This is a genomic window from Pseudomonas sp. NBRC 111138, assembly GCF_001320835.1.
In the GTDB taxonomy this organism is placed as follows: Bacteria; Pseudomonadota; Gammaproteobacteria; order Pseudomonadales; family Pseudomonadaceae; genus Aquipseudomonas; species Aquipseudomonas paracarnis.
In genome coordinates, this window is sequence record NZ_BCBO01000052.1 from 80049 (window position 1) to 94631 (window position 14583).

A 14583-nucleotide genomic window follows, 5' to 3' on the forward strand; every position below is an offset into this window, starting at 1 on the left:
TTCACATCCTTCAGGCTGCCCGGTGAGCAATAAATGCCCTGCTTTCATGAACCAACGTACTTCTTCAAAAAATCTTCCAAAAAAAACCGCCCTTTCGGGCGGTTCAAAAAACTCGGCCGTGATCAAAAACCGAGGGAGAAACTCACGGTCACTGCGTGGTCCTTGTCGTTACGCGAGAGTTGGCCCGAATAGCCCAGGCCCAGTCTGCCGTTCTGGCTGATCTGGTAATCCAGCCCCGCTTCCACCACTGCGCTGTCCTTGGCAATCGGCACGCCTTGGGTGCTGAACGAGCCACCGCCATTGATAAAGCTCAGGTCGGCGTCGGGCTTGGTATCACCGAAGGCATGACGCCAGCCGATGCTGCCCCGCGGGGTGATTTTCGAGCCGTTGCCCAGGGTGATGGTCTGGCCAATGCGCACGCCCAGGGTCGAGTAGGTGATGTCCTGGTCGGCATCGCCACGCAGGGCTGCCGAACCGCCTTTTTCCTTGATGGTGTCGCTGTCGTAGTTGACGTAGGCCAGACCGGCGAACGGTTCCAGGGCCACGCTAGGGGTTTGGATGGTGTAGCCGACTTCACCGAACACCTGCGCACTGCGTGCCTTGTAATCGGCTTTGAGGCGTTGGCCCTCGCCACCGACGGCCACGTTGCGTTTGCTTTCGACGTCATGCCAGCTGTACGCCACGCCCATGCGTGCGGCGAAGGCTTCCTGCTGGTAGGCGGTGTAGGCCATCAGGTGGTAGCTGTCCACATCGGCGCTGGAATTGCGGCGCTTGGCGTCCAGGTCGCTGCGGGTGTAGCCGGCGGCCACACCGACGCGCCAGGCGTCGTCCACTTGCTTGTCGGTGCCGAGCAGGAAGCCGCTGAGGTTGCGGTCCAGCTTGGCGCTATTGCTGTCACCGCCCATATGGCCCCAGGTGCCGAGCACGCGCATCCAGCCGACCATCTCGCCGTGACAACCGGCGCTGCTCAGGTGGTTCTCGCTAGGTGCCAGGGCATTGCGCGGGTCGTCCTCGCGGTAGCAACCGGGTTGGCGCAGACGCTCGTTGACCGCGTCACGCACATAACGCGAATCTTCAAGCATGGCGCTGGCGGTGCTGGCGTGGATTTCGCCGGACAAGCTGTCGAAGGCCGCGCGTGCCGCTGCCACATCACCATTAAGCAGGGCGTTTTGCACCGCTGCGCCACCGACTCCGGTGCCTGTGCCCAACGCCGCCGCCACGCCGCGCTGGTTACCGGTGGCCGCCACGCTGGCGTAACTGACGTTGTTGCGGCTGATCGCCAGGGCCACTTGGGTTGGGCTGTAGTTCAATGCGGTATTAAGGAAAGCCAGGTTCTCTAGATTAGTGGTGGCAAAGGTACCGTTGACTGCGCCCGCGGTCAGCAGCGTATAGGTGGTGGCGCCGGCATAGGGTGCCAGGTTGACCACATTCAAGGTTCCGCCCAGGTTGGCGGTGCCGCCCACGGCCAGGGAACCGGTGGTGGATGGGGTGATCACCAGGTTCAGCGCACCGGTACTGGCGTTGGTGAAGTTGCCGGCCACGGTCAGCTTGCCGCTGTCGGGCGTCACCGAGCCGTTGTTGACCAGCGAACCGACACTGCCGTTACCGGTCAGCCCCGCACCGTTGGCCACGGTGACTTGGCCACCGAGCACGGCGCCTGGGTTGGCCGCGTTGCCCACTTGCAACACGCCCTCTTCCACCGCCACGGTGCCGCTGAACGGCTGGTTGCCGGTCAGCAACAGCGCGCCTGCGCCTTGCTTGATCAGCGCACCAGTGCCGCTCAAGGTGCCGCTGAATTGGCCATTGGTGCGTTGGGCAAACAACAACCGCGCGTTGTTGAGGATCCTGCCACGCAGGCTGGTGGTGGTGCCCGCCAGCGTACCGCCACTGACGGTGGTGCCGCCGGTGTAGGTATTCGCGCCAGTCAGCAGCAAGGTACCGGCATCCAGTTTGTTGATGCCGCCGGTTCCCACCAGCGGTGCATCAATCTGGGTAGTCACGCCGGAATTGACTCGCACCGCCGCCAGGCTGCCATCCGCCGCGTTGGTCGGGCTCAAGCTGCCGCCTTCGCCGGCCGTCAGCACGTAGCCGGCGTCCAGCACTTGCAGGCCGGTGAAGCCTTGGTTGCCGACCACGGTCACGGTGCCGCCCTGCCCGCCAAATACCGCGAACTGGTTGGTGGACGCCTGCCCCTGGGTGCCGGTCGGGTCGGTCCAGTTGGTGCCCGGGCCCCAGGTGCCACTGCCACCTGTAATGGTGCCATCGGGATTGGTGGTGCCGCCGTTCCAGAACTGGATCTGGCCTGGCGCGGTTTGCACCACCAGGTTGAGCTGGTTGGCCAGCGCCGTCTGCAGGCTCAGGTTGCCCAGGGCCACCGGCAAGGTGCCAAAGGTGAGGCCGTTATCGGTCAAGCTGCCGCCGTAGCGGAACAGTTGGTACACGCCGACGCCGAAGCCGCCGGTATCGCTGACGTTGAGAGTGCCGTCCAGGGTCAGGTTGCCCGCCACGTTCACCGCCGTACTGGAAGCACCCGGTGCGCCGAGGGCGAAGTCCAGGGTGGTGCCCGATGACAAGGCCAGCGAACCCACCGACAGCGGCGTCGCGGCGCCGGCCTGGAGCACCGAGCCGTCTGCCATGTTCACCGCACCGCCCAGAGTCCCGCTGCCGCCGAGGGTCGCGCCGCTGGCGACTTGCACTGCGGCGCTGTTCAAGGTGCCGTTGACCAGCAGGCTGCCGGTGTTGACGTTGGTAGTACCGGTAAAGGTGTTGTTGCCAGTCAGCAGCAACGCTCCGGTGCCGGTTTTGTTCAGTACACCAGCGCCGGTAAGGTTGCCGGTGTAGGTGCCGTCAATGGCTTGCTCGAAGGTCAACGCCGCGTTGTTGGCGATGGCGCCTTGCAGGCTGGTGGTGTTGCCCGTGGTGCTGCCGCCGTTGAGCGTGGTACCGCCGCTGTAGGTGTTGGCACCTGTCAGCAACAAGGCGCCGCTGCCGTTTTTCACCAGGCTGCCAGTGCCGCTGACCACGCCATTGAGGGCCAGGTCGTGGCTGCCGGCCAGGGTCAGCGGGCCACCCAGGTTGAGGGTATTGGCCAGTTGCAGGTCGGTGCTGCCATCCAGTTGCGCCGCGCCGCCGACCGTCAAGGCACCACTGCCCAGGGCAGCATTATTGCCAAGGATCAATTGACCGGCGTTCAGGCCAGTGCCGCCGCTGTAGCTGTTGACGCCATTGAGCGTCAGCGCTGCCGCACCGTTTTTCACCAGGCTGCCGCTGCCGCTGATGCCACCGTTGAGGGTCAGCGCGTTGCTGCCTGCCACCGCCAAGGCACCGTTGAGTACAGCCGCATTGGCCAGGCTGACCGCCGCGTTGCTGTCCAGGGTGGTGCCGCCGGCCGCCGTCAGAGCGCCTGTGCCGAGGGCACTGTTGTTGCCCACCACCAGGGTGCCGCCATTCAGCGCGGTACCGCCGGTGTAGCCATTATTGCCGTTGAGTACCAGGGTGCCACTGTCGAGCTTGGCCAGGGTGCCAGCGCCGTTGAGGGTCACGCCCAGGGTCGCGGTGGCGTTCGGGTCGACGCGCACCGCGGTGTTGCCGGTGCCGCCATTGACCAGGTTGAGTACGCCCGCTGTGCCAGCGCCCAGGGTGTAGCCATCGGTGACGAACTGCATGCCGGTGATGTTCTGCGTGCCGTCCACCGTCACGTTGCCCGCCGCGCCTTGGAACACCGCGAAGCTGTTGACCCAGCCCTGGTTGAGGGTGCCGTCGACATTGGTCCAGTTGGTATTGCCGGCGTTCCAGGTGCCGTTGCCGCCGTCAATCGCACCGTTGCCGATCAGGCTGTTGCCATCCCAGAACTGCACGGTGGTGTTGGGTGCAGTCACCAGCAGGTTGACCTTGCTGGTGATCGCGGTCTGCACTTGCAGATCACCCGGTACCACACTGCCTGGCAGTGTGCCGAGCGCCAGGCCGTTATCGGTCAAGGCCCCGGTGTAGTTGATGAGGTTGTAGACGCCGCTGCCAAAGCCGCCGATATCGGTGACATTGAGGTTACCGTCCAGAGTCAGGTCGCCGCCGACATTCAGCAGGCCAGTGCCGCCGCCCAGCACCGGGGTGCCGAGGCCAACATCCAGGTTCGAGTTGCCACCCAGCACCAACGAGCCCACCGACAGTGTGCTGCCGGAGGCCAGGCCGATGTGCCCACCGTCGGCCACGGACACCGCGCCGGCCAATGAACCGCTGCCGGCCAGGGTTGCGCCGCTGTTCACCGCCACCGTGCCGCTGGCCAGGGAACCTGTGACATTCAAGGTACCGCCGTTGACGTTAGCCGCGCCGCTGAGGGCATTGGTGCCGCTCAGGTTGAGCACCCCGCTGCCGTTTTTATCCAGGTTTCCGGCACCGTTGAGCGCGCCGCCAAAGCTGTTATCGAGGTTGCTGCCACCCACCGCCAGCGTAGCGCCGCCCGCCACCTGCACCGTACCGGTGCCAGCCAGGCTGTTGAGGTTGGCATTGCCACCCAGGTTGAGGCTCGCGCCGCTGCCGACAGTGACGCCGGAGGTGGTGCCCAGCGCACCATTACCCGCCGTGGTCACGCTGCCGGCCGCCACGGTCAGTGGGCCGCTGAAGCTGTTGTTGCCGGTCAGCAGCAGGTCCGCCGCGCCATTTTTGATCAGCGCCGCGTTGCCAGCGAGTACACCGCCCAGGGTCAGGTTGTTGCTGCCAGCGACAGTAAGGTCGCCATTGAGGTTGACCGCATTGGCCAGCACCAGCGGCGTGCTATTGGCCAGGGTCGCCGCACCGCCGACGGTCAACGCGCCCGAGCCCAGGGCCGTGGTGCTGCCGAGGGTCAGCGTACCGGCATTGAGTGCCGTGCCGCCGCTGTAGGTATTGGCGCCGTTCAGGGTCAGGTTGGCGCCACCGGCCTTGGTCAACGAACCACTGCCGTCCACCACGCCGTTGAGGCTCAGGTCGTTGCTGCCGCCGACGGTGAGCGCGGCATTCAGGCTGGTGTTATTGGCCAGGGCCAACGCCGTGTTGGTGTCCAGGGTGGTTGCCCCATTGACCGCCAAGGCACCACTGCCCAGGGCCGACGCATTGCCCAGGGTCAGGGAGCCGGCATTCAACTGCGTGCCGCCCAAGTAGGCATTGGCGCCGTTGAGCGTGAGGTCGCCCGCGCCGGTTTTGGTCAGCCCACCGGTACCGCTGACCAGGCCGTTCAGGCTCAGGTCGGCGGTGCCTAGAATGCCCAGGTTGCCGGCCAGATTGACCGTATTGGCCAGGGCGACCGCCGTGCTGCTGTCGAGGGTGGTGCCGGCGGCCGCGTTCAGGGCGCCACTGCCCAGGGCCGTGTTGGAGGCCAGGATCAGGCCGCCTGCGTTGAGTGCGGTTGGGCCGGCATAGGTGTTGTTGCCACTGAGGGTCAGGTTGGCGATGCCATTCTTGATCAGGCTGCCCGTGCCCGCCACGGTGCCGGCCAGGGTCAGGGCATTGCTGCCGCCGACGGTCAACGTACCGTTGACGTCCACATTGTTGGCCAGGTTGACCACAGCGTTGCTGTCCAAAGTGGTGCCATTGGCGGTGGTCAATACGCCGCTGCCCAGGGCACTGTCATTGCCGACCACCAGCGTGCCGCCATTGAGTGCGGTGCCGCCGGTGTAGCTATTGGCGCCGTTGAGCACCAGGGTGCCGGTGTCGAGCTTGGCCAGGGTGCCACCGCCGTTGAGCGCGACGCCCAGGGTGGCGGTGACGCCAGGATCGACACGCACAGCGGTGTTGCCACCGGTGCCATTGAAGAGGGTCAAGGCCCCCGCCGTGCCGCCCGCCAGGTTGTAGCCATCCGTGACGAACTGCAACCCAGTGATTGCTTGCGCGCCGTCAACCGTGACAGTGCCCGCCGTGCCTTGGAACACGGCAAAGCTGTTCGGGGTCCAGGCTGTATTGAATGCGCCGTTGACGCCGGTCCATTGGCTGGCGCCTGCACTCCAGGTGCCGCTGCCGCCTTCGATGGTGCCATTGCCCGTGGTTTGGCTGCCATCCCAGAACTGCATATTGGTGCTGCCGTTGACCAGCAGGTTGATCTGGTTGCCAATCGCAGTTTGCAGGTCCAGGTCGCTGGCCGGGATGTTCACCGGCAGGCTGCCCAGTTGCAGGCCGTTGTTGGTCAGCCCACCGGTGTAGTCGATCAGGCGGTAGATACCCGCACCGAAGCCGCCGATATCCGTGACGTTGAGGGTGCCGTCCAGGGTCAGGTTGCCATTGACCTGCACCAGCGCCGTGCCGCCAGTGGCGGGCGCGCCGAGGCCCGCATCCAGGTTGGCGTTGGCATTGAGCAGCAGCGAACCGGTGGTCAGGGTCGCGCCGGAGTTGACGGCCAGGTGGCCGCCATCGGCGATGTTCACATTACCCAGCAAGGTGCCGGTACCGCCGAGGGTGGCGCCACTGCCCACCGCCACATTGGCGCTGGCCAGGGAACCATTGACGAGCAAGCTGCCGGCGTTGACCTGGGCGTCCCCGGTCACCACGCTGAGGCCACCGAGGGTCAAGGCGCCCGTGCCGTCTTTGGCCAGGTTGCCGAGGCCTGCCACGACACCGTCGAAAGTGCTGTCGAGGTTATTGTTGCCGACGCTCAAGGTGCTGCCGGCCCCTACGGTTGCAAGCCCGGTACCCGTGAGGGCGCCCAGGCTGGCGCTGCCGCCCAGGTTCAAGGAAGTACCGCTCGCCAGGTTGACCCCGGCGCCGACACCCAGTGCCCCATTGCCCAGCGTGGTGAGGCTGCCCGATTGCACATCGAACAGGCCGTTGAAGGTGTTAGTACCGGTGAGGCTCACATCCGCCGTGCCGGTTTTGACCAGGCTACCGCTGCCGGCCAGCACGCCGGCCAGGGTCAGGTTATTGTTGAGAGCGCCCACGGTCAGCCCAGCGTTGAGGTTGACCGCATTGGCCAATACCAGCGGTGTGCTGTTGGCCAGCGTGGCCGCGCCGTTTACGTTCAAGGCGCCGGTACCCAGGGCCGCTGCCGTGCCCAGGGTCAGCGTGCCGGCGTTGAGGGTGGTGCCGCCCTGGAAGGTGTTGACGCCATTGAGGGTCAGGTTGGCCGCGCCGTCTTTGCTCAGGCCAGCCGTGCCGGTGACCAGGCCACCCAGGGTCAGGTCATTGCTGCCGGTGACGGCGAGGTTGGCGTCAAGCACGACGCCATTGCCCACACTCAGCGCTGCCGTGTTATCCAGGGTCGCCGCGCCGCCAACGGTGAGGTTGCCCAGACCAAGGGCGGTGGCGCTGCCCAAGGTCAGCGTACCGGCGTTCAGGGTGGTGCCACCCAGGTAGGCGTTGGCGCCGCTGAGGATCAGATTGGCCGCGCCCTCCTTGGTCAGGCTGCCCGCACCGTTGATTGCGCCGCCGAGCGTCAGGTCAGCGGTGCCGCCGATGCCCAGGTTGCCAGCCAGATTGATCGCGTTGGTGGTAGTAACCGCCGTGCTGGCGTCCAATGTTGTGCCGCCGGCGGCGTTCAACACGCCCGCGCCCAGCGCCGTATTGCTGGCCAGAATCAGCCCGCCTGCGTTTAAGGCCACAGGGCCCAGGAAGGTATTGGTGCCGCCGAGTGTCAGGTCTGCCGTGCCGTTCTTCACCAGACCACCGATGCCACTGATGGCGCCATTGAGCGCCAATGCGTTGCTGCCGCCGACCGTCAGGCTGCCGCTGAGTACCGCATTATTGCCCAGGGTTACGGAGGCGTTGCTGTCCAGTGTGGTGCCCGCCGCAGCAGTCAGGGCGCCAGTACCCAGCGCGGTGTTGCTGCCGACCACCAAGGTACCGCCATTGAGCAAGGTGCCACCGGTGTAGCTGTTGGCGCCATTGAGCACCAGCGTGCCGGTATCGAGTTTGTTCAGAACGCCCGCGCCGGTGATATCGACGCCGAGGGTGGCAGTCGCCAGTGGGTCGACACGTACGGCGAAGTTGCCGCTGCCGGTGCTCAACTGCCCACCGGTGCCATTGACCAGGCTGTAGCCATCGGTGACGAATTGCAGACCGGTGATGGTTTGTACGCCATTCACGCTGACAGTCCCCGCAGCACCTTGGAACACCGCAAAGCCACCGCCCCAGGTCTGGTTGGAAAGGCCGTCGGCCGAGGTCCAGTTGGTGCCCCCCGCTGTCCAGGTGCCGTTGCCACCGTCGACAGTGCCGTTGGCAAGGGTGTTGCTGCCGTCCCAGAAACGAATATTCGGCGCCGCTACCACCAGGTTGACCTGGCTGCCCACTGAGGTCTGTACCAGCAGATCACCCAGGCCATAACCCAGCGGCACCGTGTTGACGTTCAATGCGCCGGTCAAGCCGCCGGTGTAGTTGATCAAGCGATACACGCCGGCGCCAAAGCCACCGGCATCGCTCACATTGAGGTCGCCGGCCAGATTCACGTTACCACCGACATTCATCAGCGAGGTCAGCGACGGTGCGCCAAGCGCCACATCCAGACTGGCCCCGGCACTCATGTTCAGGCCGCCAGCCGACAAGGTCGTGCCACTGCCCAGCGCCAGGTGCCCGCCGCTATTGATATTCGCCGTACCCAAGAGCGAGCCACTGCCGGTGAGGGTGCCGCCGCTGTTCACGTTGACCAACGCGCTGCCCAGAGAACCATCGACATCCAGGGTGCCCGCGTTGATCGCCGTGTTACCGGTGATGCCATTGATTCCGTTGAGCGTGAGCGTGCCGGTACCCACCTTGATCAAGCTGCCCGCGCCGCTGAGGTCACCGTCAAAGGTACTGCTGGTGTTCACGCCACCCACGGTGAGTTCCAAACCGCCGCCGACTGCCACGCCACCCGCACCGCTGAGGCCAGCCAGGCTGGAATCGACGCCCAGGTTCAGTGCGGCGCCGGTGCTGACATTGACGCCAGAGGTGTTGCCCAATGCACCGGTGCTGCCGGTGGTGACGCTGCCGGAGACAATATTCAATGGCCCGGTAAACGTGTTGTTGCCGCTCAAGGTCAGGTCAGCCAAGCCATTTTTGATCAGCGCACTGGCGCCGCTGAGCACGCCGCTGAGATTCAGGTCATTGTTGCCCGCGAGCGTCAGGTCGCCATTCAAGGCAATCCCGTTGCCCAGGGTAAGGGCCGCACTGTTATCCAGGGTTGCCGCACCGCCGACCGTCAAGGGGCCTGCGCCCAAAGCGCCTGCCGTGCCCAAGGTCAGCGTACCGGCGTTGAGGCTGGTGCCACCGGTGAACGTGTTGGTGCCGTCAAGGGTCAGGTTGGCCAGGCCATCCTTGATCAGCGCCCCCGCACCGCTGACCACACCGCCCAGGGTCAGCCCATTGGTGCCGCCGACGGTCAGCCCGGCGTTGAGGACAATGCCATTGCCCAGCGCCACCGCCGAGTTGCTGTCCAGGGTTGCGGCGCCGCCGACGGTCAAGTTGCCCAGGCCAAGCGCCGTGTTGCTGCCGAGGGTCAGGCTGCCTGCATTCAGGGTGGTGCCACCCAGGAAGTTATTGTTGCCGCTGAGTGTCAGGCCGGCCGCGCCGTCTTTGGTCAGGCTGCCTGCACCGTTGACCGTGCCGCCCAGGGTCAGGTTGGCGCTGCCACCGATTCCAAGGTTACCGGCCAGGTTGATCGCGTTGGCCAGCGTCGTACTGGTACTGGCGTCCAGGGTCGTGCCCCCGGCTGCATTCAACGTACCCGCGCCCAAGGCACCACTGGCGCCAACTACCAGCTTACCGCTGTTCAGCGCAGTGTTGCCCAGGTAAGTGTTCGCTTGATTGAGGATCAGATCCGCCGGGCCGTTCTTGATCAACCCACCAAGGCCCGCCACCACACCGCCAAGGGTCAGCGCGTTGCTGCCGCCAAGGGTCAGGTTACCGCCCAGGTTGAGGTTATTGCCCAGGCTCACTGCTGCACTGGCATCCAGCGTGGTACCCGCCGAGGCGTTCAACACACTGGCGCCGAGCGCAGTATTGGAGCCAACCACCAGCGAACCGGCGTTGAGGGCCGTGGCGCCGGTGTAAGTATTGTTGCCCGTAAGCGCCAGGCTCGATACGCCCTCCTTGATCAACCCGGAACCACCGCTGACAACCCCGCCAAGGGTCAGCGGGTTCACGCCGTCTACGGTCAGATTCGCGTTCAAGGTAATCGCATTGCTGGTTGTCAGCGCAGCATTGCTTTGCAAAGTACCTGCACCCGCCACGGTCAAGGCACCGGTGCCTAGCGCGGTGGCATTGCCCAGCGTGAGCGTGCCGGCGCTCAAGGTAGTACCACCCTGGAAGGTGTTGGCGCCGCTGAGGATCAATTCGCCGGTCCCGGCTTTGTTCAAGCCAGTATTGCCCGAGATCAGGCCGCTCAAGGTCAGCCCGGTAGCAGCCCCCTGCACCGTCAGTCCACCGGTTCCGAGGGTCATCAGGTTAGCCAGCGTCAAGCCGTTGCCAGTGGCCTCGATAGCACCGCCGTTAGACGTGAGCACACCGCTGCCAAATGTCGCGTTGTTATTGAATTGCGCCACACCCCCATTGAGCGTAGTGCTGCCGCTGACCAACGGCCCCTGCAACGTCCAGGTGCCACTGTTGATGGCCAGGTTGTTGAAGTTGACATAGTTGGCGCTTGAAGCCGTGCCGGTGCCCGTACTGCCACCACCGACACCCGTCGTGTTTTCAAGGATCAGCGAGTTGCTGCCGCCTGCCCCGCCATCCACCTGGCCGGTGGGCGCGAACGTCAGGTTCACGCCGATCAGTCCGCCAAGGCTCAAGCCGATGCCGCCGCCGTTGGTCACTTGCGAGCCCGTGACTGCCGTAAAGGTGTTGGTACTGGCGGCCCCCATCGACACGCCGCCAGAGATAGTGCCGGTGTTGCGGAACGTGTTCCCTGTAGTGGAGCTCTCGAACGCCACGCGCCCGGTCAGGGCGCCGTTGTTGGTCATATTGACCTGCCCGCCACCCTGCACGGCTACCACCGGGGTATCGGACGTGAACAGTGACAGGCCGAGCAAGGAGGAAGAACCAATGACGCCGTTGTTGACGATCGTGGTGGTGCCGCCTGCGCCGTTGGTGGCGTTGAGGGCCATGCCGTCCAGCGAGGCCAGGTTCAGCCCCAGCAATGCGCCAGTACCGCGCATGATGCCGGTGGCGCTGTTGGTGATGTTCAACACGCTGGCTGCCGTGTTTCCGATCACCACACCACCGCTCAACACTGAAACCAATCCGAGGAGTGCCGGGTCAATGGTGCCGGAGTTGTTCAACGTGGCGCTGTTGCCGGTCAGGGTCAGTGCTTTGCCGCCCAGCGTTGCGTTGAGTTGCGCCCCGGCATTGACGTTGACCGTCAGGTTATTGACCGCGCTGCTGAAAGTGTTGAGGAACAATGGCAATGACGGCACGCCCGTACAGGTCACCGTCGCGCCGACCGTAGGACTTGCCGGGCTACAGGCGGCAAACACGTCCGGACTTACCAGGCCCATCACCAGCCCGGCCACTCCGAGGCGGATCGCGAGAGAAAGTGCAGAAATACGAGGTAAAGCGGCAGTCGCAAGTCTTCTATCCACGTTCTACTCCTTGTGGTCCAAGCCTTTCATCCGTGACTGCGTGCAAGCCTTGTTTCAACGATCCACACGCATCGAATTCGAAACACCTGACCGTGGTGACTACTGATCCAGTTTTTCGAAACGTTAGTAGACCCGCGCGAAAGCCATTGAATTAAATGGTATTAATACTTTCGTAAAACCGGCGTAAGAATGGGATGAGAGCCAACATCCATTGACTGTCGCGACAAAAATACAAGTTTCAAAATGTGAAAAAGCGCTCTAATAGCGCTCTATTTCCCCTGCTGTGGAATATTTTTGTGGCCCCCCGAGTTGATCTACGTAAACGATGGAGTTCGTGATGCCCCATGAAGGCAACCTGTTACAAGCAGCCGTGGTGTTCCTGTTCGCCGCCGTGCTGGCCGTGCCCCTGGCCAAGCGCCTGCAATTGGGCGCGGTGCTGGGCTATCTGTTTGCCGGTGTGATCATCGGCCCGTCGGTTCTCGGCCTGATCGGCAACCCGCAAAGCGTGGCGCAGTTCTCTGAACTGGGCGTGGTGCTGTTGCTGTTCATCATCGGCCTGGAGCTGTCGCCCAAACGCTTGTGGGTGATGCGCAAGGCGGTGTTCGGCGTCGGTCTGGCCCAGGTCCTGCTCACCGGTGTGGTGATGGGCGCGGTCGCGCTATGGCTGTTTGGCCAGTCGTGGAACAGCGCCGTCGTGCTGGGCCTGGGCCTGGCGCTGTCGTCTACGGCGTTTGGCCTGCAAAGCCTGGCCGAACGCAAGGAGCTCAACCAACCCCACGGGCGTCTGGCCTTTGCCATCCTGTTGTTCCAGGACATCGCCGCCATCCCGCTGATCGCCATGGTGCCGTTGCTGGCCGGCAGCGATCATCCGACCACCGAAGCCCAGGGCCTGCAACATGTGTTGCAGATCCTCGGCAGCATCGCGGTGGTGATCATCGGCGGGCGCTACCTGTTGCGCCCGGTGTTTCGCATTGTGGCCAAGACCGGCCTGCGCGAAGTGTCCACCGCCACCGCGCTGCTGGTGGTGATCGGCACCGCCTGGCTGATGGAGTTGGTGGGCGTGTCCATGGCCCTGGGGGCCTTCCTCGCCGGCCTGCTGCTGGCGGATTCGGAATACCGCCACGAACTGGAATCCCAGATCGAGCCATTCAAGGGCCTGCTGCTGGGGCTGTTTTTCATTAGCGTGGGCATGGGCGCCAACCTCAGTTTGCTGCTCAGCACGCCACTGGTGGTGATCGGCCTGACCCTGCTGCTGATCGGCTTGAAGCTGCCGCTGCTGTACGCCGTCGGGCGGATGGTGGGCGACCTCAATCGCGAAAGTGCCCTGCGCCTGGGCGTGGTGCTGGCGGCGGGGGGTGAGTTCGCCTTCGTGGTGTTCAAGATCGGTCGCGACCAGGGCCTGTTCGAACCGCAGCTGTACGACGTGCTGGTGCTCACCATCACCCTGTCCATGGCCGTGACTCCGCTGCTGTTGCTGGTGTGCCCGAAGCTGTTCAAACCCAAGGCCAAGCCGGTGGAAGTGCCCGAGGAATACCGCGCCATCGAAAGCGATGCGCCTCGCGTGGTCATCGCCGGCATGGGCCGGATGGGCCAGATCGTGGCGCGAATCCTGCGCGCGCAGAACATCTCGTTCATCGCCCTCGACACCTCGGTGGAAACCATCGAGCTGACCCGCAGTTTCGGCGGCATGCCGGTGTTCTACGGCGACCCCCAACGCCCGGAAATCCTCCACGCCGCCAAAGTCGATCAAGCGGAGTTCTTCGTGATCGCCATGGACGACCCGGAGATCAACATCAAGACCGCCGAGCTGGTGCGCAACCTCTACCCGCACATGAAGATCATCGCCCGTGCGCGTAACCGCCAGCACGTACACCGCCTGGTGGACCTGGACGCTTCACCGGTGCGCGAAACCTTCTACTCCAGCCTGGAAATGAGCCGCCGTACCCTGGTCGGCCTCGGTTTGAGCCAGGCCCAGGCCGATGCGCGCATCAACCGCTTCAAGACCCACGACCAGCAGGTACTCGCCGCCCAACACGCGGTATACGACGACGCGGCCAAGGTCATGCAAACTGCCCAGGAAGCCCGTGCGGAACTGGCGCGCTTGTTTGAAATGGACAGGCTTGACGAGGAATCCTCCGACAAGCTGTGATGGGCTGGATGAACGAAATTGCGAATTTTCTGACAGAATACGCCGCAATTTCGTTCATCCCCGGAGTGCTTCATGGCCACGTTCACCAAAACCGCAATGCTGCTCGCCCTAGCGCTTACCGCCGGCAGCGTGTTCGCTGCCACCAAGCCCGCCACACAGACAATCTCCACCTTGGGTGGCAAGTTCACCTTCAAACTGCCCAAAGCCTACAGCGCCGACACCCTGCCCTCCGGCACGGCGCAAGACGGCACCGCTGACACCCAAGGCACCCTGTACGCTAACTCAACGACGAAAAGTGTGGTGATCGTCGCCGAAACCGTGCGCAACGATGGAGCAACTATCCAGGATAACGACCCGAAGTTCCTCGACGGCGCCGTGGCTGATTTCGTCAAAGACCAGAGCGCCGCCATGCCCGACTTCAAGAAACTGGGGGAGAAGAAACTCACCTACAAGGGCCTGGGCCTGCGCCAGGTGGACAGCAGCGCTACCCAAGGCGGAGGCAAGACCTTGAACTCCACGTTCCTGGGTGGTTCGGGCAACCATTTGCTGGTGATCCAGGCGATTTCCCGGGCTGATGATGTGAAGGGGCATGCGGCGTTGGTGAAGCAGATTACGGGCGGCAAGTAGCCCCCTCTTCCAGCCAACACAAAACCCATGTGGGAGCGGGCTTGCCTACGATGGCGGTGTGTCAGTCACTGAATCTTTTACTGAGCCACCGCTATCGCAGCATAGGTATCTACATAACTCTGTAAGCTCAGCGGTAACCACGATGCGAAGCGAGCCGCTCTTGATCTGCTTTTGATCTTAGGCGCCCCGTTAAACCACGCTGGCCGGAATTCGACAGGGATTTGGGGGGTAAACCGGCAGGGATGCCGGTTTAGCCGCCCCGCGCCATGGATGGCGCGTGGCGGCGGCCCCCCCAGA

The 14583-nt window shown here is 64.1% G+C and carries 3 protein-coding genes; 2 read left to right on the plus strand and 1 reads right to left on the minus strand.

The window, feature by feature from the left end; translation table 11 throughout:
- Nucleotides 1-122: 122 nt before the first annotated feature.
- Nucleotides 123-11510, minus strand: a complete 11388-nt coding sequence (locus APH41_RS09685; protein ID WP_054918689.1) for an autotransporter-associated beta strand repeat-containing protein — start codon at nt 11508-11510, stop codon at nt 123-125.
- A 337-nt stretch (nt 11511-11847) separates the two neighbouring features.
- Between APH41_RS09685 and APH41_RS09690 the strand changes: the two genes are divergently transcribed.
- Complete coding sequence (locus APH41_RS09690) at nt 11848-13659, plus strand: monovalent cation:proton antiporter-2 (CPA2) family protein (protein WP_054918692.1); 1812 nt, start codon at nt 11848-11850, stop codon at nt 13657-13659.
- A gap of 72 nt (nt 13660-13731) precedes the next feature.
- Nucleotides 13732-14286: a hypothetical protein gene (locus APH41_RS09695; protein WP_054897036.1), complete on the plus strand. Its 555-nt coding sequence runs from the start codon at nt 13732-13734 to the stop codon at nt 14284-14286.
- Nucleotides 14287-14583 lie beyond the last annotated feature (297 nt).